This window comes from Streptomyces sp. ISL-10 (genome assembly GCF_018614575.1).
Lineage (GTDB): Bacteria > Actinomycetota > Actinomycetes > Streptomycetales > Streptomycetaceae > Streptomyces.
In genome coordinates this window covers 17932-38219 of the sequence record NZ_JAGGOJ010000032.1, presented here as the reverse complement: position 1 = coordinate 38219, position 20288 = coordinate 17932, and the positions used below count along the sequence as shown (strand labels likewise).

Genomic DNA, 20288 nt, shown 5'->3' with positions numbered 1-20288 from the left:
GACAAATCAGGACTTTTCCATCGCTGAAGGCTCAACTCGTCACCACTCCCTGCCATTCGACGGCGAGCAGGACGTCGCCCGTCCCTCAAAGTGGGCCGCCGATCGATGCCGCGCGCCTCGCCGGCTCCGACCATTCAGCTCTCGATGACAGACGGCCAAGCTTCGATGGCACAGGACAGTGTTCGTGAGACTGCGCGTCTCAGTCGGCACCTGCTCCTGAGTTGGCACCTTGAGTACCAGAGTTGGGGCGCTGATAGCCGCATGTGGCCGCCGGTCTGAGCCCTTCGAGGCGTGTGGTAATCCGCTTGCCCGGGCGCGCACGGCGCGTGGCAGGCTTGCGCGGTGATATCTGAGCTGTGGCCTCGCCTCCTGACCTGGGACGAGGTTGATCCCGCCCGTCATCCCTTCGACAGTGCGGCGGCGGCGCGGGATGTGCGCTCGTTCGGTCCGGCTCGGCGCGTACCGGGCCGCCCCGACCTCCCCCTCGGCGACCCGGCGATGAACGTCTGGAGCTGGGGCGAGGCCAAGATCTGGGCGGATGCCATGTCGTACGCGCTGATGGAGCGCTACGGCCGCTGGGTCGTGGGCTGGCGCTGGGCGCACGACGAAGGAGACTTCGGCGGCGGGCCCGTCGGGAGCTGGTGCTGCCCGCGGGACTCGATCACCACCCCGGAAGAGACGCTCGACCGGGTCGTCGCGGCGCTGTGCGAGTGGCGGGCGTGGCTGGAGAGCCTCGCCGGGCGGTTCGAGGCGTACCCCCTGGATCCCTCCGGCATCGAGGAACAGCGGATCCTGTGGGAGCGCGCCGCCCGGAACCTGATCCAGCACGTCGTCGACCGCACCGGCTGTGGCAGCGGCTGGTACGGACACTGCCGACAGGTGCTCACCTGGTTCCTCAGCCGATGGGGAGTCGCACCGGACATCGCGAAGGACCTGGTCGACGAGGCAATCGGCGGGCGTTTCCACAGCTGGACCAGCCCCGACATCGTGCTGATCGACGACGTCGCCGAGCGCCTCGCGCGAGCGCTACCGCCGGACGACCGACCGCCGTCGTCCGCCCAGCCGCCCGTCGACCACCTGGAACGGTGGCTCGCTGTACGCGAGACCGTGGTCTGGCACGAAGCCCCCGACCGCGGCGGGGAAGGACCGGTGACGCCGGCACGCGACGGCGCGGCCGAGGACATCCGCACCTTCGACGGCGCTCTGGACCCCGCGCGCGCCAAGGGCTTGCTCGCCGCACTCGAACGGCTCCGGGCCGACGCGGCACGCGGCACCCGGCTGAACTTCGCACTGCTCCAGGCATGGCAGCAACACGTCCTGGACACACCGCAACCGCCCGCGTTCCGCACCCTGCCCGCCTTCGCAAAGGGCGGCCGCGAGCGCTACGGGATCGCCCCGGACACCCGGGCCCACTTCGACGTCTGCCTGGCCGAGAGCGCCAAGGAGCACAGCGCGCCACTCCCCCTGAGCACCCGCGCCGCACGCGCCTACCTGGACGTGTGCTTCTTCCACCCCTTCGACGACGGCAACGCCCGCTCCGCGTTCCTCGCCCTCATCTTTGTCCTCGCCCGCGAAGGCGTCACCCTCGACGACGTCAGCCCGCTCCGCCGCATCACCTTCCAGGCGGACAACCCCCAGGACGCACTCACCCTCACCAGCTCCATCGACCTGCACCTCGCGGAGACCAGGAGCCGCCCCGCCTCTCCCAGCTCGTAATCGGTGCCCGGCAGAGGTGTGCATCGAGTTGGCGAGCACTGCCAACTCGAGCGCACAGCCACAGCCCGCCGCGTTGCTTCCGGGCGGCCCGGACGCTGCCCCCAGCGCAGCCAACAGCTCCACCGGGGCCGCGCGGCCTCCTACAGCGGGGCCAGATCGGTGTCGGCGGCTTTCGCCGCGACCAGCCGGCTCCAGGGCGTGGGCGTACTCGTCGTGGAGGTCGCGCACCTCGATGCCGGTCAGCTCCCCGATCAGGACCTGGGCAGGTGACAGCTCCCGGTCGGTGACCGGTGCGGACGGGGCAAGGTCACCGGGCTTTCGCGGTTCGTCCTCCCAGAGCAAGGCCTGCAGGACGAGGATCCCGTGTCGTGTTCGTAGCAGGGCCAGGCGCTCGCGGCTCCTGATGGCGATCTTGGCGACGGCCACGTAGCCGGTTCGTGCGAGCGCCTCGACGAGCAGGGCGTACGGGCGGTCCGCGCCTGGGCCGTCGGGTCCCGCCAGTACGGCTTGGCGTAGCTCATGGGGTCGATGTCGCGTCCCGGGACGAACCCCGAGGACCTCGACGGTGCGCTTCGTCAGGAGCGGCAGGTGCGTCGCCAGGTCCTCGTCGGACAGCGGGACCATGCGGCCGTCCGGCATCGTGAAGCCGCGCGGATGTGGGCGTACGACAGCTCGGCGATCACGGATTACTGCAGGTACAGGGCCTGGTACAAGGCCTGCGTCAGCGCAACGACCTCCGGTTTCTCCATCGCCCCCTCGAGCTGTTCGTACCGACGCAGCTCCATCAGGTAGGCGGTCGGGGGCGTCTCTGGCACCAGGTGCTCGATGTCGGCGATCTTCACGCTGCGCCTGTAGTAGTCCGTGATCGCGTCGTTGAGTATTTTGGCAGCGAGGTCGATCGGGTTCGTGGCCGCGAGGAGATGAGTTCGTCGGCGTACTTAATCCCGGCAGGCGAGGACAACAGCGGTGCGGGTGCCCGGCCCGGGCACGGGAAGCAGCCAGTCAAGCTCGCTGGCGCGAGTGCGGAGGTGCGGGGAAATGGTCGCGCAACGTGGTGGTCGGGCGGGAGACGGGGAACAAGGTGCTGCGTTGCAACTGTGGCTCGGCAGCTGGCTGGCAGGGCTCAAGGCCGGCGCGTACGCGGTGGACGCCGGCGGCGCCATCGTCGCGCTGAACAGCGAGGCCGAGGCGTTGCTGGCTCGGAGCGCCGAGGACCTGCTGGGCCGGGATGCGCATGATTTCCTCCACCGGGACGGCAACGGGATGACCATTCCCAGGAGCGAGTGCTCGATGATGGAAGCCTTCATCGCCCGACGCACCCGGCAGGAGGATCTGGGCTACTTCGAGCGCGGTGACGGGACGTTGCTGGCGATGTCCTGGCTGGCGACCCCCTTGCGCATCAGTGCCGACGAAGTGGGCGCCCTGGTGGTCTTCCACGAGCACGATTCCGCCGGGTCGTCGCTGCAGGGCCCGGCCCTCAGCGTGGAGCTGCTGTCGGAGCTGGAACGTCTGGCTCTGCTGGCCGAGACCACCACCCAGCTCACCTCCACCCTGGATGTCGACGAGGCGCTTGACCGTCTGGTTCGGCTGGTCGTTCCCCTGCTGGCGGATTGGGCGGTCGTCGACCTGATCAGGGACAACGACGAGGTCTGGCGCACCGTGGTCGCGCACGAGGAGGGCGGCCGCCTGGTGCGCCGCAAGGACTTGGAGGGAGCCATGCCGCCAGTTCCCCAGGCCTCTCCCCAGCCGCTGTCCCGGGCGCTGCGGGGAGCGGGGTCCACCCTGGCGACGCCCGAGACGTACCAGGGCCCGCCCGACTCCGGCATTGCCGTCGAACAGCGCAGGCTGTTCGACAGCACGCACATGCACTCTGCGGTCATCGCGCCCATCCGCGGCCTCCGAGAAGTCCTCGGGGCTCTGACCCTCGGCAGATCCGACCGCCCAGAATCCTTCACCGGCGCTGACATCCCGCTGCTGGAGGACATCGCCCGCCGCGCCGGTCTGGCACTCGACAACGCACGTCTCTACCAGCGCCAGCGCAAGGTCGCCGAGACCATGCAGCGTCACCTGCTGCCCCAGATGCCCCGCGTACCGGGCCTCGAGATGGCCACCCGCTACCTGCCCGCGCCGCACGCGTCCCAGGTGGGCGGCGACTGGTACGACGCCTTCTACCTTCCTGACCAGGCCCTCGCCGTGGTCATCGGCGACGTCGTCGGGCACGACCTGGACGCAGCGGCCGACATGGCCCAGCTCCGCAACATCCTGCGGGCCTATGCCTGGTCGCACCAGGAACCGCCCAGCGTGGTGGTCAGCCATGTCGACGAGGCCGTTCCCCACATCTCCGAGGTCGAGATGGCCACCATGATCTTCGGCCGGCTGGAGACGGACGCCATGGGACAGTGGACGCTGCGCTGGACGAATGCCGGCCACCCGCCGCCTCTGCTGGTCACGCACGACGGTCAGAGCCGCTACCTCACGGACGGGCACGGCCTCCTTCTCGGCACCCACATCAGCATGCCCCGCGAGGATGCAACGGTCGTCCTGCCGCCGCTGTCCACTCTGGTGCTCTACACCGACGGCCTGATCGAATCGCCCGGCCGTTCACTGGACGAAGGCCTGGAGAGGCTGCGCCGTAATGCCGCCTCTCTGGCCCACCGGCCCCTGGAGGGCTTCACCGATCTCCTCATGGAAAGGGCCCGTCCCGAAGACAACGACGACGACGTCGCCCTCCTGGTCGTGCGCGTTCCTTCGGAGGACGGGCCGCCCATCTGACCCGCAGGGTCTGCACTTCGGGTTCGGGAAGGGCATGCACCAGACGCAGGACAGAACCGCGGCTGACGAATGCCCGGAACGCGGGGATCGCCATCCCCGCGGGACTCCCCGCGACGGGGAACGGATTTCCAGGTGTCCGGGTACGCGAGGCCAGGTGCCTTGCCTGAGCGGCGGCGTTCGTGCGAGGGCAGCCGAGTAGCCGGTACGGCTCAACGATTCGAGCAACGCCGTAGAGGCCGTTTTTGCCCGATGTCTCATCCGGGAATTGGATGTTTGATTCCGGTAGGTCGGGTCGCGCTAGGAGACGGCGGCTTCGCCGGTGAGGCGGCGGGCCATGAGGTCGGTGATGGCGAGGTGGATCACGCCTTCGGAGCGGGCGGACAGAGTCGTATCTTCGACCAACTCGACGGGGCTCTGCGGCGACTGGTCCGTGAGGCCGAGGGCCGCGACGCTGAACCGACCGCGTGCGTGCGGGACGCCCAGAGCGTCAAGACCTCCGCAACGTGCCGGCCGCCGGCCAGGGCGTCGAGGCGGACAAGAAGATCGCAGAGCGCAAGCGCCACATCGGCGGCGACACCCTCGGCCTTCTCCTGGCCGTGCTAGTCACCGCCGCGAGCGTCTCCGACAACGCCGGCGGCATCCAGGTGCTCTCGCAGGTCGCACAGGCCCACCCGTGCGTGACCAAGGCCTGGACCGGCACCGGCTACCGCACCAAGGCCATCGACCACGGCGCCACCCTCGGCATCGACGTCGACGTAGTCCGCCGGGACCCCGGACAGAAGGGGTTCATAGTCATCCCGCGGCGCTGGGTCGTCGAGCGGACCTTCGGCCGGCTCATGCACCACCGCCGCCTCGCCCGCGACTACGAGACCCACCCTCACCGCTCCGAAGCCATGATCAAGCTGGCGATGGTCGACCTGATAAGCCGCAGGCTCACAAGGGAATCCACCCCGGACTGGCGTGATACCTGAACGCCGAGTCTGTCAGTGGAACAGGTGGGACCGCTGGCTCGGACCGGGAGGTGCGAAGCTCAGCCCGTTCTCGTCGAGGGCGTTGAAGACGGTCACCCGGCCCGTCTCGAAGGCGAAACTGACGTCGATGCTGCCCTGAGCGACGTCTCTCCCTGTCCACTCGAGAAGTTCGGCCCCCTTGAGCGGCAGCCCCCGCAGAGCATGGAGTCCGGGAAGAGGTTCGGGACGCCACTGCAGGTCGCAGCCCGGCCACAGGACCGGACTGGTGGGGTCAGTCATGTTCCACGTGAGGGAGAGATCGCCGAATTTCTGATGGTTGACCTCGACCCGTTCACCGTCGAAGTCGAACAGCACAGGGCAGTCGCAGAACCACTCGTCATCCTGGAGGTCCCAGACCATCCAGACTCTCGTGAGCGTCCGGCCGGCAAGACCACGCAGGCGGTCCCCATGCTCCCGCGCAACGGCGCTAAGGCCGCCCAACCACATTGGCTGATAGTCCGCGATACCGAAGTCGAACATGGCGCCATCTTGGCAGAGCTGCCCCTCCTCAGCTTGAAGCGATCCCAAACGGCAGCCGACCGTCCACTTCTCGAACACCCCCGCCAGGGACAAAACGCTCTTTAAAACCGCCGGAGTTCGTTCACGGCACTGAGAAGCCGTTGCTCTATCGATCACAGTGAGCATTGGTTCGAGTACGGGAACTCGATTGGGTAATTTCCGGCCGCGACGGGCATGAAGCCAGGACCTCCGGAGTCTGCTTGGATGTCAGAGATGACGAGGAGTTCCCCGGTTCCCCATGCAGACGACGCCGATTCCGGCCGCCTGACCACCCTGCTGGACCGTGCCGCCACCGGTCGGGACGGTCAGGCCTGGAGCGACTTGTGGACGGAGCTCTATCACAACGGTTCCCTCGAGGTGTCCCATCCGCTGGTACTGCCCGCGCTGATGGACATGGCTGAGGGGGACGACGCCGACACGGCGGCTGCGGCCCTCCACCTGGCCGGTGCCCTCCTTGTTCAGGCCGACCAGCGATACGAGACCCGGAAACTACGGGATCAGCACGCGCCCGAAGTCGCACGCTTGCTGGCCGCTTCGAACCGGTGGCGGCAGGCCACCGCTGACCGGAACGACTATTGCCACCTGCTTGAGACGGTCCTGAACCTGGAGGGCGACATCCACTGGGCAGAGGACCTGATCTGGGGCATCGTCAGCGAGGAGTACGAGCTTGATTGTCCCGATCCAGATTGCTGCGCGGTGGTATGGGTGATCGTTGGTGAGCGGGGCTTCTTCAGCACGTCGGAGGACTACGCCCTCTCCGAGGACGCCGAAACCCTCCCTCTCCACACGGCCGCCCCCCGCACCCTCGACGGCCTCGGCCGCCGCCTCTACGAGCTAGCCCTGGCGGACGGCCACGAGGATGTGGCGCACGCCCTGACTTATGCCTTCGGCGAGGCAACCTGCCCACAGTGCGAAAGGCGCTTCTCCGTCGTCGGACAGGTCGTTGCTCGTTCGAGCTGAGGAGCAGTCATGCTTCCGATCGTGGTCATTTCAGATCGAACAGGGGCCTGGGCAGGATGAGTTGGTGGGCGATCACGCGTGAGGAAAGGGCCTCCTGAGCAGCTCGTTGGTGTCGAATCACCGAGCAGCAGCAGGAGGCCCCCGGTGCCGCAGTGTTCCGTGTCGATGGCCGGACAGTCCAGTTCGGTCGCCCTGGAGTGTGACTGTCTGGCTCACCGGTTCGGAAACGCCGCCGACAACGGGTCCCGGCAGCCGCGTTACCCGACGGACATGACGGACGCGGAGTGGACGGCCATCCGGCCGCTGCTGCCGGTGCCGGGCTGGCTGCGCGGCCGGGGAGGCCAGCCGGAGGCGTACTGCCACCGGGCGATACTCGATGCGATCCGGTATCTCGTGGACAACGGCATCAAGTGGCGGGCGATGCCGGCGGACTTCCCGCCATGGGACCGGGTATACGCGTTCTTCCGCCGCTGGCGCGACCACGCCTGGTCAAGGAGTTCCACGACCGACTGCGCGCCAAGGTCCGCGAGGAGCTGGGGCGGGACGCCGAGCCGACGGCCGGCGTGATCGACTCGCAGTCGGTCAAGGCGGATGCCGTCGTCGGATCGGACAGTCGCGGGTTTGACGGCGGCAAGCTAACGGCCGCAAGCGGCACGTCGTGGTCGACACGCTCGGCCTGCTGCTGGGCGTGATGGTCACCGCCGCGGACACCGCCGACCGCACCGCCGGCCAAGTCCTGCTGCGGCAAGTCGCCGACGCCCACCACCTGCTGGCCCTGGTATGGGCTGATGGCGGCTACACCGGCAGCCTCGTCGAGTACTGCCTGGCCGCGCTCGGGCTGGTCCTTACGATCGTCAAGCGCAACGACGACCAGAAGGGGTTCGTGGTGCTGCCCAAGCGGTGGATCGTCGAGCGTTGCCCATCTGATGCGCACCCGCCGCCTGGCACGCGACTATGAGCGACGCGCCACCGGCGCCGAGGCGATGGTCTACTGGTCGATGATCCTGCTCATGACCCGCCGCCTGGCCCGGCCACGCCCTCGGCGAGCGTGAACCGGCCCGGCCCCAGCTCGAGCAGCCAGCCGCGGGCGACCAGGCGTTTCGCCTTCGACCGCAATGCCTCCACCCGCGCCGGCACCACGTCCATACCGAACGCGGCGGCCCTCTCCTGGCAGGTCAGCGGACCTTGACCGAGCCGGAGGCGGTCCGCGAGCGCCTTGAGGATGCGCTGGTAGTCCACCGACAGCACGGACCAGGCCAGCCCCTGGCGCCACATTGGCACCTGCGACTTTGGCTTCGCCGCATCCCGGGGCGCCTGCGCGTCCGCGTCCTGCGGATCCGGGGTGACCTCCGTGTCGGCGGTGGTGCCGCCGTCCGGAGCCAGCACCGTATCGACCCGCCTGCGGGCAATCGCCCACTCCTGCCATTCCTGCACGGCCACGGCCAGCTCGGCCTGGATACGGTCGGCCTCCTCCCGCAGCCCGTCGACTCGACGGCGAGCGGCCAGTTCGTGCTGTTCCAGTCGTCCGACGACAGACAGCATCCGTGACCTCCCAGGGAGCGACAAAACGACAGGCCACGGCTCCCACGAAAACACCGCCCCTATGCCTGACCAGCGAAAACGCCGTCCTCAGGTTCGGTACGACAACAGCTACCCAGCTTGTTCTTTAACCTCGCGCGGCGTCGGACAGTCGCGCGGTGGGGCAAATTTCGGTGCGTGTCGGGGGCAGAGTAGTCAGACTCGCGGCATGAGAGCGAAGATCAGGCGTATCAACCCCGATCAGTTGCATGAAACGCCGGGCTACCACCACATCACCGTGGTGGAGACCGGCCGAACGGCTTATCTGGCGGGGCAGTGTCCCCTCGACCAGGGCGGCTCTCTCGTCGGCGCGGGCTCCCTCGACGTGCAAGTCGATCAGGTCATCGTGAACGCACTCGCTGCCCTCGCGGCGGTGGATGCTCAGCCGCAGCACGTGGTGCGTTCGGTGATCTACGTGCGGAGCGATGACAGGGAGGACCTGGGCCTCGCCTGGCACCGGCTTACCGCTTCCGCCCTCGGTCCGGCCTTCACGTCCGCCAGCACGCTCCTGGGGGTTGCGCAGCTGGGCTTCGCAGGGCAGCTGGTCGAGGTGGACCTCACCGTCGCGCTGCCCGACTGAGTGGTCCTCACGCCTCGAACAGCCTCTCGAACTGCTTCGCCCACATGGTCATGTGCCGGACGCCGAGGCGGCCTCCGTCTGATCATGTGCTCCGACCAAGGTGCACTGACCACGACGAAGGCCGTGAGGGTGAGTCTGCTGTCTGAAGCCGCTGCGGGCGAGGCGTTCGCGGAAGCGTCACGCTTTCGGGACGAGTTGTACGCGTGTCTGACCCTGCGGGGCGACGAGCTGTTCGAACTGTCGGATGCGGTGTTGTGTGCGCCAGGTGCGGTGCATTCGCGGTGGAGTTGACGCTGCTGCCCGAGCACCGGCGCGGGCACGGCGCGATGTACGACGCCCTGAACCGCGGCCGGATCGACACCGGGCGGCTGCTGTCGCTGCTTGCCGGCCTGCCGCTGCCCCGGTTCCCGGACGGCCGTCTGGTACTGGCGGTGGACGTCTCGCCGTGGCTCCGGTCGGACGCGCCGTGTTCACCGGACCGGCTGTTCTGCCATGTTTATGGTCGGGCGAAGACGGCCTCGCAGTTCATTCCGGGCTGGCCGTACTCGTTCGTCGCGGTCCTGGAGATGGGCGCCACATCGTGGACGCAGATCCTGGACACGGTCCGGCTCGGCCCGGCCGACGACGCCACGGCGGTCACTGCCGCCCAGCTCCGCGACGTCGTCGAACGGCTTATCGCCGCGGGGCAGTGGCAGCCCGGCGAGCCGGACATCGTCATCGTCACGGACGCCGGATACGACGTGACCCGCCTGGCCTGGGTACTGCGGGATCTGCCTGTCGAGCTGATCGGGCGGATCCGCGGCGACCGCGTGATGCGGTTACCGAAGCCGCCCCGGGTCTACGACCCCAAGGGCGGCCGACCGCCCAAGCACGGTCCGGAGTTCCGCTTCGCCAAACCGGAGACCTGGCCCGACCCCGCGCTCACCACCCACACGGCCACCACGAACTACGGCAAGGCCGTCACACAGGCGTGGGACCGGGTCCACCCGCGGCTGACCCACCGGGCCGCCTGGCTGGACCACGAAGGCGAACTTCCCCTGATCGAGGGGACGTTGATCCGGCTAGAGGTTGAGCACCTATCGAAGGAGCGTGAAGCGCCGGCGGTGTGGCTGTGGTCCTCGAGGACGGGCTCCAGCCACGCAGACGTCGACCGGGTCTGGCAGGCGTTCCTGCGACGCTTCGACCTGGAGCACACATTCCGGCTGTTCAAGCAGACCCTGGGCTGGACGAAGCCTCGACTGCGGGAGCCGGAGGCGGCCGACCGATGGACCTGGCTGATCATCTCCGCATACACCCAGCTCCGGCTCGCCCGCCCGCTGGCCCGCGACCTGCGGCACCCGTGGGAGAAGCCGGCCGCACCGAGCCGACTCACCCCTGCCCGGGTCCGCCGGACGTTTCGGAACCTCCGCCAGCACATGCCCTGTCCCGCCAGGGCACCGAAACCCCACCGGCCGGGACCTGGACGACCACCCGGCACCAGGAACACACGCCGGGCACCCCGCTATGGCGTAGGCAAAACCGTCCGCCGCGAGAAGACGCTTATCGCCCTACAGCGGTTGAAGGGTTAAAGAACAAGCTCAGACCGTTCACTACAGCGTCTACCTTGAGTACAGCGACGACAGGACGGACTCGATGCCGTCGCGCATCTACATGAGGCAGACGGATCCAACGGTTTTCATCGACACCGACTTCGCCAACCCCGACCACGCAGCACAGCAGCGCCGACGCCGCCTAGGAATCCAATGACCGCCCTCACCACCCTCACGCGGCTCTGCCCGCCTCCCAACTCGCCCGTGAGCATCCGCTGGGACGTGGTCGAAGCAGAGCTCGGCATGCCACTGCCCCAGGACTACAAGCAGCTCGCCGAACGGTACGGGCCCGGGACGTTCTGCGACTACATCCACCTCTTCCACCCCCACGGGGTGACCAAGTTCGTCCAGCTCACCGGGCCCATGCCCAGCCGGATCCGAGCCCACCTGCGCAAGGACCGCCACCAGGGCACGCACCCCGTCCCCTGCGAACCCGACCTGCTCTTCGCCTGCGGCTCGACCGACAACGGCGAGTATCTCTTCTGGGCCACCGACCCGGCGGCCGCCCCCGACCGCTGGCACATCGCGGTCAACGAAGCCCGTGGCCCGCGCTGGTTCACCTACGACGGGACCCTGACGGCCTTCCTCGTCTCCGTCCTCAGCCGGCACCACCAGGTCCCCCAGTTCCCGCCCAGCCTCCTTGAGACGCCGCCGGAGTTCACGCCTCGCCCCACTCTCTGGAAACCCGGCCCTGTCTCCGACGAGCAGCCCGTCGACACCGGAGCAATCCGCTCATGGGCACGCGCCAACGGCTACGACGTACCGCCCCGCGGACGGATCCCCCAGGAAATCCGGGAAGCATGGGAACGCGCCAACCAGCCCTGAACCGTCCCTGCACGCCGCCGGCGGCCCAATCGCCGCTGGTCACATGGCTCTGACGGCCGGCCCGGGGGGAGACGGACGACCGCTCTCGGCCATGTGCGGGCCGAGGCAGCGGCCGAACTGGACGCAGAGCCCCCTGGGGCGAGTTGATACACGTGAGGGCGGCGCCACCGAAGGATTCGCCTCGGTCGCAGCCACGCATCCGGTCCCTTGCGCGGCCTACACCAGGTCTTGACCAGCCGGAGGGACCAGTTTTTGCCCTCGGCGATGCTGGGTGGGCATGACGCAGTCTCCTCGCGGGTATGAGTCCGCCCCGGTCGCCGACGAGAACGACCGGGGCGGAGGGCCTATCAGTTGGCTACTTCACAACCCACTGACCCGTCTGATCGGCGAAGCCAGAGTCGAGGGCGAACTGGACGCTGACGGTCTTCGAGTCCTTAGGGACTTCGTAGACGATCCACCCGGGGACCTTCTCGCCGGGCGGGACTTCGGCGCCCGACGTCATCTGCGGCCCGGCGGTGATCTCGCCGTACCAGGATTGGAATCTCTGTCCTTCAGCGTCGGCTACCTGGGCGCCGTTGCTGGGGCTGTCGTCGTAGACGACGGTGCCCTTGTTGACGAGTTCCCACTGTGCCGCGACCCAGCGCCTGCCGTCCTGCGGCCTGCCGAACTCGTTAGCGCCCTTGGCGGGGTCTAGCCACTTCTTGAGTGTGGCGTCGACCTTCAGGTTCTCGTCGCTGCCGCTGAGCGTGATGGTGTCGCCAACGTGGGCGACATTCGGCTTGTCTGACTTCTTTTCGGCGAGGGCCTTCGAGCCGGCCACATCCTTGCTGGCGGCAGGCTCGTTGGGCTTGTGGTTACTTCGCTGTTTCCCAGGCAGGCGGTGCGGCCGACTAGGTTCCGTCCGGTCGATCTCGGGTTGTGGGAGGATGCGGTCCATGACTTGTATCCGAAGGGGCCGTGCCGCGTAGAACACCAGCTTCACTTCGGTCGCGGGAACGCGGCTGGGGGAGACCCTGGGTGCGGTATCGCGATGTCCCAGGTCTCTCGGGCGCGGCGAATGCCGCCGTCCGTGTGCTCGAACGGGAGCGATTGTCTCCGGGCATCGTGGCAGTGGCGCTGAGCGTGTGGTCCGTGCGCGTCCACGGCACTAGGCGCCGGTGGAGGCGGTGGGAGGCTGAGTTCACCTGCCCCTGTTGTGGCGAGGGCTGGGCCCGGGACAAGCTGCAAGAGGTTCTGTTCATGCTTCCGCCAAGGGCCGCCGCCGAACTCCGGGTGCAGGTGGAGCGCCTGGACGCGGTGCTCCTCGGGCGAACGCATCACGAGCCGACGATAGAACCGGAGTTGGCTTGGTGGCATCGCAGATACTGACCGTGCTCACGCCGCCCACTGATTCGTTGGCCGTTGTATGACCGGCCGGAGGGATCTGACAGAGGCGGAGTGGCGACGTCTGGAGCCGTTCCTGCCGACAGGCAACAACCGCTGCGGACGGTGGCGTGATCACCGCCAGGTGGTCAACGGCATCCTGCACCGGGTGCGGACCGGCGTGCAGTGGCGTGACCTGCCGGAACGCTACGGGCCGTGGAAGACCATTTACGAGCGTCACCGGCGCTGGTCGGCCGACGGAACCTGGGAACGGTTGCTCCAGCAAGTGCAGGCCCAGGCCGATGCCGCCAGTGGGATCGACTGGGACGTCTCGGTTGACTCCACCTCGATCCGCGCCCACCAGCACGCCGCCGGCGCCCGGAAGGCCCCGCCACCCGCTGCGTCGAAAGGGGCGGCGGCTATGACACACCAGAGCGAAAGACCATGGGTGAGACTATGCGCCCGCCTGGTGGAGGTGGTGCAGGAGGTGAGGGGCTCGGTCGGTCCCGAGGAGGCTTCACCACCAAGGTCCACCTGAGTGCCGACGGTCGTTGCCGCGCGCTGTCGCTGGTGCTGACGGCGGGCCAGCGGGCGGACTGCACGCAGTTCGAGCCGGTCATGGAGCGCATACGGGTGCCTCACCTCGGGCCGGGCCGGGCCGCCCGCGTACTACACCAGACAGCGTCAGCGCCGATAACGCCTACAGTAACCGCCGGACCCGCCGCTACCTGCGGAGACGAGGCATCCGCCACGTCATTCCCGAGAAGAGTGACCAGGCAGTGAACCGCGCTCGCCGGGGCCGGGCAGGGGGCCGCCCGCACGGTTTCGACGAGGAGCGGTACAAGAAGCGCAACACCTGGAACGGGCGATCAACAAGCTCAAGAACTGCCGAGCCGTGTCCACGAGGTACGACAAGCGCGGATACGTCTACCTGGGTACCGTCACCGTCGCGGCAACCATCATCTGGCTCCGGACATGATCGGTCGGACAGAACCTAGCAGGGTGGCAGTGGTTGCTGGTGTCGCGGCTGAGATGATCTTGCCGTGTCTGGTGTGATCACGGCGTCAGAGTCGTCTTGGACAGCCCCGTTCACGGGGCTGAGCCCGCGACTGCCAGCTGAAGGGCGACGGCGTCCACCACGCGATACTCGCGGCATCGCCCATCTGCACAACCTCGCACTCACCGGGTGACGGCGGCAGCGTTCATCTCAGGATGCGGTGGGGATGAGCCCTGCTGCCGCATGGCGGGGCCATGGCCTGCCCGTGCGGTCGGTTGCGGCAGACCGCAGCAGCTCCAACAGACGGCAGCCCGGGTACGTGCCAAACACCGGAAAGTCCCACCGGTAGTAGCAGGACCAATAGCTCACCACCCGGCGCTCGATCGTCGCGAAGAACGCCGGATTCCGCGCGATGAAGTCCCCATAGAGCAGCCGCTGGGCAGACCGTTTGGAGGGCAGGTCGCAAAGGCCGTGCTGGATGGCCTCCAAGATCTCCAAGACGTATTCGCCGACCAGTTGCATCACGAACGGCACTACCCACGGCTGGTCGGAACTGACGACTCGCTCCAGGTGGCGCTGGCGGACCAGCCCGTCGCTGTGCCGCGAGTACAGGCAGTGCAGGATCATCCGCTGCCGGGCCGTAAGCGCGCGCACCGCGTCGGTGGGCGGCTCATCCTGGTAAATCCGATACGGGATGGCGACGACCTCACCGCTCATATCCACCAAGAACGGCGACACGGGTGGGCTTCGTGTCTCCGGCACGACCGCCAGGACCGCGCGAACCTCATCAGCAAGGTTCCGCGGGAACGCACCCACCAGGTTGCCGTCGGCCACTGCCACGGTTATAGGCTCCTGCACGGCAAGAGCATATGCGGACCACCCGCACTCCGTCCTCGTGGTCATCCACCGAACCGTGGACACGCAGGCTGGTGACCCTGTTCATGCCCAACTGACCATTGTGGGACTCGCCTTTAGAGGTCATCTCATTTGGCCCTGTTCGGTGGTCTGGTGTCGTGGGGATCGTTGAGCGGTTGGTGCCGGATGAGTTGTGGGAGCTGTTCGAGCGGGTGGTGCCGCCGGCTCCGTCTCGTCCGCAGGGCGGTGGCCGGCGTCGGTACGGAGACCGCGAGGTCTTGGCTGCGATCATCTTCGCGGCCACGCGGGCTGTACCTGGCGGCAGTTGCCTCCGTCGTTCGGGCCGTCGGGGCCGACAGCCCACCGTCGGTTCACCGAGTGGAGCAAGGCGCGGGTGTGGGCCAAGCTGGGCGAAGCTCCACGACAGCCAGGCTCTCGAACCCCTCGTCCGCGGCATCCCGCCGATCCGCTCCCGCCGCGGACCCCGCCGGCGCCGCCCCGCAAAACTGCACGCAGACAAGGTCTACGACTACTACCACATGCGGCAATGGCTCCACTTACGGGACATCCGCCACCGCATCGCCCGCAAAGGCATCGGGTCCACAACACAACTGGCTCGCACGGTGGGAATGTGAACTCGGAGCTGTGTCCGCCTGGCCCTGGGAACCCGACCAGATCAACCTCTTCTTCTTCCACCCGGGCCGCTCAGCCATTGAGGAAGACCGTCCCTGGCTGCAGTTGCGGACCGTGCTCGCCATCTCCAGTGACGCCCCTGCTGATCAAACCGCGAGACTCGCTGAACAGCTTGCGGGAGGTGATCCACGTCAGACAGCCGAAGTCTGTGGCGGCTCAGCGGAGTTCGCCAGGCAGCTTGGCTATCCCTGGCCACAGGGTCGCAGAGCCTGAACATGGGAATACCGCGCACTGCCAAGCTGCGCGGCGCGAACGCCCTGGGCTTCTCCCGCGCGTGGTCGACGGCTCGTACATTCGGGCGTCGAGAGAGGATCCAAGATCGGATGAAACCCTGTCGACCGGGGCAGTACCGGCAGCAGGCACCACCTGATCACCGACGCCACCGGCATCCCGCTCGCTTGCTCACTCACGCAGGCAGGCAGGCAGGCAGGCTCCGACGCGCCTGTCAGAGGCGCGGGTCCCCTGCGCTACGGCCGGCCCTCACCGGGTGTGCCCTCGCCCGGCCGTCACGGGGTCCCGACCGCCGTCACTGGACGGGGCCCTCGCCCGGCTCCTCCTGGTAGCTGTACCGCTGCTCGCGCCCGGTGTCGCCGATGTTGTGATAACCCCGTTCCTCCCAGAAGCCGCGGCGGTCTTGCGTCATGTACTCGATGCCGCGCACCCACTTGACGCCCTTCCAGCCGTACAGATGCGGGACCACCAGACGCAACGGAAAGCCGTGCTCCGGCGTCAGGGCCTCCCCGTTGCGATAGCGCGCAAGAAGCGTCCGGTCGGACGCGAGATCGCGCAGACGGAGATTGGCGCTGTAGCCGTACTCCGCCCAGATCATCACGTGGGTGACGGCGGGAGCGGGAGGGGCCAGGGCCAGCACGGTGGCCGCGGCGATCCCCATCCATTCGTGGCCCGTCGTGCTCTTGCCGGACACGCAGTGCAGGTCGGCCGCGATCGACGTCATCGGGAGCTCGGCGAACTCCTCGAAGTTCCAGCAGTGCTTGTCGCCGGAGGCCGTGGCGCCGAACACGCGGAACTCCCAGCGCTCGGGCCGGAACTTCGGCACGGGTCCATAGTGGCGCACGGGCCATCCCGGCACCATGCGCTGCCCGGGGGGGAGCGCCTCGCCGCCGTCCTCGGCAGAGTCGCCGCCCTCGGAGGGACGGGTGAGCAGTGAACCCGGACGCTCGCCCAGCCGGATGCCGCCGTCCTCGTTCCACCTCTTCCAGCGGGCGAGTCTTCTGCGGGTGGCGAGCGTGTCCCGGTGGCTGGGGCCCAGACGCCCGGTCTGGTCCGCCAGCAGCTCGGACAGCGCGGTCGTGGCCTTGTACGCGTAGCTGCCCGCCAGGTCAGGACGTTCCACGCGCGTCACCGAACCCTCCCCGGAGTAGTGGCGAGCCAGCTTCATGGCCGCCTCCGCCCGGCGCGCGAGGTCGCGGCCGGTGCCCTCGTCGAGCAGCGACAGCGCGCTGGTGAGGCAGCCCTGGTACTCGACGGCGACGAGCTCCGGCGAGCCCTCCGCGCCCGCGGACTCGGCGCTCTCCGCCGAGGCGCGGGCGATCGCCTCGGCCGCGAGTACCAGCGCGTCTGCCCTGCGGACGGTGTGCTCCTCGTACGCCTCTTGCTCGGGGTGGCGCGCCACGACCCCGTAGGCATCCGCCGCCCGCGTCAGCAGCCGGTAGGCCGCCCAGGACGGGCCGGACTGCCGCGCCGGGACGTCCAGCAGCCCCGGGGGGACGAGCCGTAGCCAGTCGTCCGTCCTGTCGTGCTCACCGGCCAGCGCGACGAGGGCGTCTCCAAGGGCACCGGTGGTGACGAAGTCCCCTGGCACGGTGGGGCGGTTCAGGTCGCGCCGCAGGGCGCCATCGAACGCCGTCGACGCCGCCTCGGTGAGGTCCTCCGCCATGCCCAGGGCGCGCCAGCGCCGCAGCAGCGCGGCGGAGAGCAGCCCGTACAGCCAAGTGGACCGCATGTTGTCGACGGGGCTCTCCCGCAGCAGCCGCAGCAGCCGGATGGCTTCCTCCAGGTCGCGCACGGCGCCGTCCTCGTCGTAGCGGTGAAGATGGCGGTCGGCGCGCCGGAAGTGAGCGAACCACTCCCCCTCCCGCAGCCTGACGGGCTCCGCTGACGATGCGCCGGCGAGATCCGTCGCACCGCCAGCGGCCGGGTAGAAGCGCCGGAGCACGTGACTCGACACCTCGGCGAACATCGGCTCCGCGGGGTGGGCGTACTCGTCGCCCGTCTGCCCGGCATCGCCCATGGGCCGGACGGTGCCGTCGAGATAGGTGGCGGCCAGCAGCGGAAAGTTCCGTGTGCCGCGCCCGAAGTGCTGCGCCACATAATCGGAGAGTTCGCGCAGGACGAGGGCCGCTTCGCCGCGGTCGACGCGGTCGAGGAGCAATTCCCGCACCCCGTCCTGGAAGTCGAAGGCGAGGCTCTCGGCGTCGGACGACACCACGGGATGACGGGTGAGGAGGCCGCTGAGCAGGACCTCCGCCAGTTCGGACGGGCCGGTGTGCGGCAGCATCACCCGCTGGACGAGGCGCATCACCGGGAGGACGAGGGGCGCGGTCGCCAGATAGCGGGCGAGCCGGACCGCGTCGGGAGAGGCGACGGAGAGGAAGGCCCGCAGCAGGCCGGCGGCGTCCTGGACGGCGGCGTCGACGCGCGGCGCACGCGACGCCAGGTGGCGGGGAAGCACCCAGGCCGCCGCGCCCCGGGCGGCGGCGGTGCTCCCTGCCAGCAGCCGTGACCAGGCGCCGAATGCCCCGGCAGTCGGCGCCAGCACCGGGACGGCGAGCGCGTGCAGCGAAACGGCGGGCGGATCCGTGTGGACGGGCCGGAAGTCCCAGCGTGCCCTGTGTTCCGGCCGCCGGAGAATGCCGGGGACCGGCGGCAGATGGGTGCGCGACCACATGCGCTGCGGCAGCGGCTGGAGTACGGCAACGGGGGCGACCTGAGCCCAGCGGTGCAGGTTCCGCTGCATGTGGCCGCTGCGCCACAGGGGCCCCGTGCAGTCGGAGAGGATCAGGGTGATCCGCCGCCCAGTCGGGTCGCGGAGCGGAGCGACGGGGGTGGTGGCGGCGGCCTCCAGATGGCGTGAGTTCGCGACCACCGGCATGCCCGTCCCGGGGAGTTCGTGCAGGTAGTGCACCGAGATGTCGTGGAAGGCGCCCGAGCGGCCGCAAAGGCGCCGGAGTTCGCGCAGCAACTGGTGCCAGGGAGCCATCGAGGTCGAGACGTCCATGAGGATCCTCAGGCGCGCGGCTGGCCGCTCCCTGTCCTCCAGCACGGGCAGGAGGAGGCCCGTCTCGGCGGCACGCTCGGCGGTGGCCACTTCGTCGACCGCCGTCTCCCGAGCCGGCCGGGTGGCCAACCGGTAATGCCGGAGCGGGCGCAGAGCACGGCGCAGCGGCCGGGTGTCCGGCAGGGTGGTACCGCCTGGTACGTGCACGGAGTTGGCGGCCGTGACACCCCCGGAGCCGGTGCCCGCGTGGAGACCCACCCGGGGGCCCCCCGGCGAGGTGGTCCCCGGTGCCGGCTGGGGCGGCGGGCCGGCCTGCCGGGGGCTGGTGCGCGGATGGGCGGGGGACGCCTGCGCCGGGAGATCCGCCGGGGCGGCCGGGGACGGGGTGACGAACCGCGCGAGCCAGAGTGCGTCGGACACGGCATCGGGCGCCGCGGACAGGCCGGCCGCACCGAGCCTGCGCACCAGCTCCTCCATCGGCCGGCCGGGCAGGGTACCGTCCTGCCCCGGAGCGCTCGTCTCCTCCTTCCCGGGCCCCGTGCTCATGGCCGTCCCGGTCCGAGCGGCCGCATCAGCAGGTCCGCGAGGCGCTCGCGGCTGACGGGTTCCTCCTGGGCGCTGTGCTGCGTCAGATAGATGGCGTTCAGGAGCTGGTCGGCAGCACGCAACCCGCCAGGGGAGGCGGAGAGGAAGCGCTGGATCATGTCGTCGTTCTCGTCCGCGGAGGCGTTCCCGAAGTGCGCCTGGACCATCGCGGCGAGCCGGTCTGCGCCGGGTGTGCGCATGTCGAGGTGGATGCAGCGGCGCAACAGCGGCGCGGGGAAGTCGCGTTCGTCGTTGCTGGTCATCACCACCACAGGGAACGCACGGCAGCGGACATGCCCTTCGGCGACGGTCGCGAACGTGCCGTCGTCGGTGAGCACGGTGACCGTCCGGCCGTCGTCCTCCTGACGGGAGCGCACCAGCTCCGGGATGCTGAACTCGCCCTCCTCCAGGACGTTCAGGAGGTCGTTCGGGAGGTCGATGTCGCCCTTGTCGAGTTCGTCGATCAATAGGACGCGCGGCCGTTCGGCTGGCAACAGGGCCGTGCCGAGGGGGCCCAGCCGCAGGTAGCGGCCGATTCCAGTGTCGGTACGGCCGGCCAGTTGGGAGTCCTGGAGACGGCCGATGGCGTCGTACTGGTACAGCCCGTCGCGCAGACTGCTGCGGCTGACGATGGGCCATTGCAGGACCCGGCCGAGCCCCAGCTCGTAGGCGAGCGAGTGGGCGAGCGTGCTCTTCCCGGTGCCCGGATCCCCGGTGATCAGCAGAGGGCGGCGGAGGTACAGGGCCGCGTTGATCAGCTCGAGTTCGTCCCGCGGGCCATGGGCGGCGAACCGGCCCTGGGCCGTCCCGAGCCGGCGGGTGGATGCGCTGTCGAGACCGGGCACCGGCGGCGGCGGCCCTGCGGGCTCGCCGTCGAACGCGCGCCAGGGCGGCGGCGGGGGCAGCCGGGCGATGCCGTCGTGGGGTTCGCTCAGCCCCTGGTAGATGAGCCAGTCGCTGGTCACGGTACTCCTCAGTGCTGGATGCGGGTTTCGGGCGAAGGGGACAG

At 69.1% G+C, this 20288-nt stretch carries 14 protein-coding genes and 7 pseudogenes; 12 read left to right on the top strand and 9 right to left on the bottom strand.

Going from position 1 to position 20288, the window contains the following annotated elements; all coding sequences use genetic code 11:
* Positions 1 to 342: 342 nt before the first annotated feature.
* Positions 343 to 1716, top strand: coding sequence for a Fic family protein (locus J7E88_RS29395; RefSeq protein WP_215186418.1), 1374 nt, complete (start codon positions 343 to 345; stop codon positions 1714 to 1716).
* A gap of 279 nt (positions 1717 to 1995) precedes the next feature.
* Here the strand turns inward: J7E88_RS29395 and J7E88_RS37525 are convergent.
* Together J7E88_RS37525 and J7E88_RS29385 are read right to left on the bottom strand one after the other, a co-directional pair.
* Positions 1996 to 2355 (bottom strand): annotated as a pseudogene (locus J7E88_RS37525) (Ku protein); the annotation flags it as partial.
* Positions 2356 to 2402: 47 nt separating this feature from the next.
* Positions 2403 to 2558, bottom strand: coding sequence for a hypothetical protein (locus J7E88_RS29385; RefSeq protein WP_215186416.1), 156 nt, complete (start codon positions 2556 to 2558; stop codon positions 2403 to 2405).
* Positions 2559 to 2754: 196 nt separating this feature from the next.
* Here J7E88_RS29385 and J7E88_RS29380 point away from each other — a divergent pair, with 196 nt between their 5' ends.
* Both J7E88_RS29380 and J7E88_RS29375 read left to right on the top strand, forming a co-directional pair.
* On the top strand, positions 2755 to 4488 hold the full coding sequence (locus J7E88_RS29380; RefSeq protein WP_215186414.1) for a SpoIIE family protein phosphatase: 1734 nt from the start codon (positions 2755 to 2757) through the stop codon (positions 4486 to 4488).
* Positions 4489 to 4647: 159 nt separating this feature from the next.
* A pseudogene (locus J7E88_RS29375) lies at positions 4648 to 5459 on the top strand (transposase).
* Positions 5460 to 5471: 12 nt separating this feature from the next.
* On the opposite strand, the gene J7E88_RS29370 reads toward J7E88_RS29375, so the two are convergent.
* Positions 5472 to 6056 carry a hypothetical protein gene (locus tag J7E88_RS29370; RefSeq protein WP_308307651.1) on the bottom strand — a complete coding sequence of 195 codons (585 nt, stop codon included), beginning with the start codon at positions 6054 to 6056 and terminating at the stop codon, positions 5472 to 5474.
* A 165-nt stretch (positions 6057 to 6221) separates the two neighbouring features.
* Here J7E88_RS29370 and J7E88_RS29365 point away from each other — a divergent pair, with 165 nt between their 5' ends.
* The 3 genes from J7E88_RS29365 to J7E88_RS36380 all read left to right on the top strand — a co-directional run bounded on the left by J7E88_RS29365 (position 6222) and on the right by J7E88_RS36380 (position 7935).
* On the top strand, positions 6222 to 6977 hold the full coding sequence (locus J7E88_RS29365) for a hypothetical protein (protein ID WP_215186412.1): 756 nt from the start codon (positions 6222 to 6224) through the stop codon (positions 6975 to 6977).
* Between the two features lie 270 nt (positions 6978 to 7247).
* Entirely contained in the window at positions 7248 to 7544 is a 297-nt protein-coding gene (locus J7E88_RS36385) for a transposase (RefSeq protein ID WP_251023396.1), read from the top strand.
* 91 nt (positions 7545 to 7635) lie between these two features.
* The gene (locus J7E88_RS36380; RefSeq protein WP_308307650.1) at positions 7636 to 7935 is read left to right on the top strand and encodes a transposase; all 300 of its coding nucleotides are present in this window, start codon (positions 7636 to 7638) and stop codon (positions 7933 to 7935) included.
* Between the two features lie 50 nt (positions 7936 to 7985).
* Here the strand turns inward: J7E88_RS36380 and J7E88_RS29355 are convergent, their stop codons facing one another.
* Positions 7986 to 8519, bottom strand: a complete 534-nt coding sequence (locus J7E88_RS29355) for a hypothetical protein (protein ID WP_215186410.1) — start codon at positions 8517 to 8519, stop codon at positions 7986 to 7988.
* 205 nt (positions 8520 to 8724) lie between these two features.
* Between J7E88_RS29355 and J7E88_RS29350 the strand changes: the two genes are divergently transcribed.
* The 3 genes and pseudogenes from J7E88_RS29350 to J7E88_RS29340 all read left to right on the top strand — a co-directional run bounded on the left by J7E88_RS29350 (position 8725) and on the right by J7E88_RS29340 (position 11549).
* Entirely contained in the window at positions 8725 to 9135 is a 411-nt protein-coding gene (locus tag J7E88_RS29350) for a RidA family protein (RefSeq protein ID WP_215186408.1), read from the top strand.
* Between the two features lie 129 nt (positions 9136 to 9264).
* Positions 9265 to 10703 (top strand): annotated as a pseudogene (locus tag J7E88_RS29345) (NF041680 family putative transposase).
* Positions 10704 to 10877: 174 nt separating this feature from the next.
* A complete protein-coding gene (locus J7E88_RS29340) occupies positions 10878 to 11549 on the top strand; it encodes a histone-like nucleoid-structuring protein Lsr2 (protein ID WP_251023395.1) in 672 nt (223 codons plus the stop codon).
* Positions 11550 to 11904: 355 nt separating this feature from the next.
* Here the strand turns inward: J7E88_RS29340 and J7E88_RS29335 are convergent, their stop codons facing one another.
* Entirely contained in the window at positions 11905 to 12486 is a 582-nt protein-coding gene (locus tag J7E88_RS29335) for a DUF4352 domain-containing protein (RefSeq protein ID WP_251023394.1), read from the bottom strand.
* 468 nt (positions 12487 to 12954) lie between these two features.
* On the opposite strand from J7E88_RS29335, the pseudogene J7E88_RS29330 reads away from it, so the two are divergent.
* Both J7E88_RS29330 and J7E88_RS29325 read left to right on the top strand, forming a co-directional pair.
* Positions 12955 to 13890: pseudogene (locus tag J7E88_RS29330) on the top strand (IS5 family transposase).
* Positions 13891 to 14015: 125 nt separating this feature from the next.
* Positions 14016 to 14101 (top strand): annotated as a pseudogene (locus tag J7E88_RS29325) (IS5/IS1182 family transposase); the annotation flags it as partial.
* A 17-nt stretch (positions 14102 to 14118) separates the two neighbouring features.
* Here the strand turns inward: J7E88_RS29325 and J7E88_RS29320 are convergent.
* Positions 14119 to 14748 carry a hypothetical protein gene (locus tag J7E88_RS29320; protein WP_215186406.1) on the bottom strand — a complete coding sequence of 210 codons (630 nt, stop codon included), beginning with the start codon at positions 14746 to 14748 and terminating at the stop codon, positions 14119 to 14121.
* Positions 14749 to 14921: 173 nt separating this feature from the next.
* On the opposite strand from J7E88_RS29320, the pseudogene J7E88_RS29315 reads away from it, so the two are divergent.
* A pseudogene (locus J7E88_RS29315) lies at positions 14922 to 15383 on the top strand (transposase); the annotation flags it as partial.
* Between the two features lie 599 nt (positions 15384 to 15982).
* Here J7E88_RS29315 and J7E88_RS29310 read toward each other — a convergent pair.
* The 3 genes and pseudogenes from J7E88_RS29310 to J7E88_RS29305 form a co-directional block, all read right to left on the bottom strand.
* Positions 15983 to 16549, bottom strand: a complete 567-nt coding sequence (locus J7E88_RS29310; protein ID WP_215186586.1) for a molybdopterin-dependent oxidoreductase — start codon at positions 16547 to 16549, stop codon at positions 15983 to 15985.
* A 1227-nt stretch (positions 16550 to 17776) separates the two neighbouring features.
* A pseudogene (locus tag J7E88_RS36860) lies at positions 17777 to 19171 on the bottom strand (SAV_2336 N-terminal domain-related protein); the annotation flags it as partial.
* Positions 19172 to 19236: 65 nt separating this feature from the next.
* Positions 19237 to 20244: a MoxR family ATPase gene (locus J7E88_RS29305; RefSeq protein ID WP_308307649.1), complete on the bottom strand. Its 1008-nt coding sequence runs from the start codon at positions 20242 to 20244 to the stop codon at positions 19237 to 19239.
* Positions 20245 to 20288 lie beyond the last annotated feature (44 nt).

Bases quoted from the DNA above. Each gene is read 5' to 3' on its own strand.
- J7E88_RS29380 (WP_215186414.1), top strand. From the start codon at position 2,755: ATGGTCGCGCAACGTGGTGGTCGGGCGGGAGACGGGGAACAAGGTGCT.
- J7E88_RS29365 (WP_215186412.1), top strand. From the start codon at position 6,222: ATGTCAGAGATGACGAGGAGTTCCCCGGTTCCCCATGCAGACGACGCC.
- J7E88_RS36385 (WP_251023396.1), top strand. From the start codon at position 7,248: ATGACGGACGCGGAGTGGACGGCCATCCGGCCGCTGCTGCCGGTGCCG.
- J7E88_RS29355 (WP_215186410.1), bottom strand. From the start codon at position 8,519: ATGCTGTCTGTCGTCGGACGACTGGAACAGCACGAACTGGCCGCTCGC.
- J7E88_RS29350 (WP_215186408.1), top strand. From the start codon at position 8,725: ATGAGAGCGAAGATCAGGCGTATCAACCCCGATCAGTTGCATGAAACG.
- J7E88_RS29340 (WP_251023395.1), top strand. From the start codon at position 10,878: ATGACCGCCCTCACCACCCTCACGCGGCTCTGCCCGCCTCCCAACTCG.
- J7E88_RS29335 (WP_251023394.1), bottom strand. From the start codon at position 12,486: ATGGACCGCATCCTCCCACAACCCGAGATCGACCGGACGGAACCTAGT.
- J7E88_RS29310 (WP_215186586.1), bottom strand. From the start codon at position 16,549: ATGGTGCCGGGATGGCCCGTGCGCCACTATGGACCCGTGCCGAAGTTC.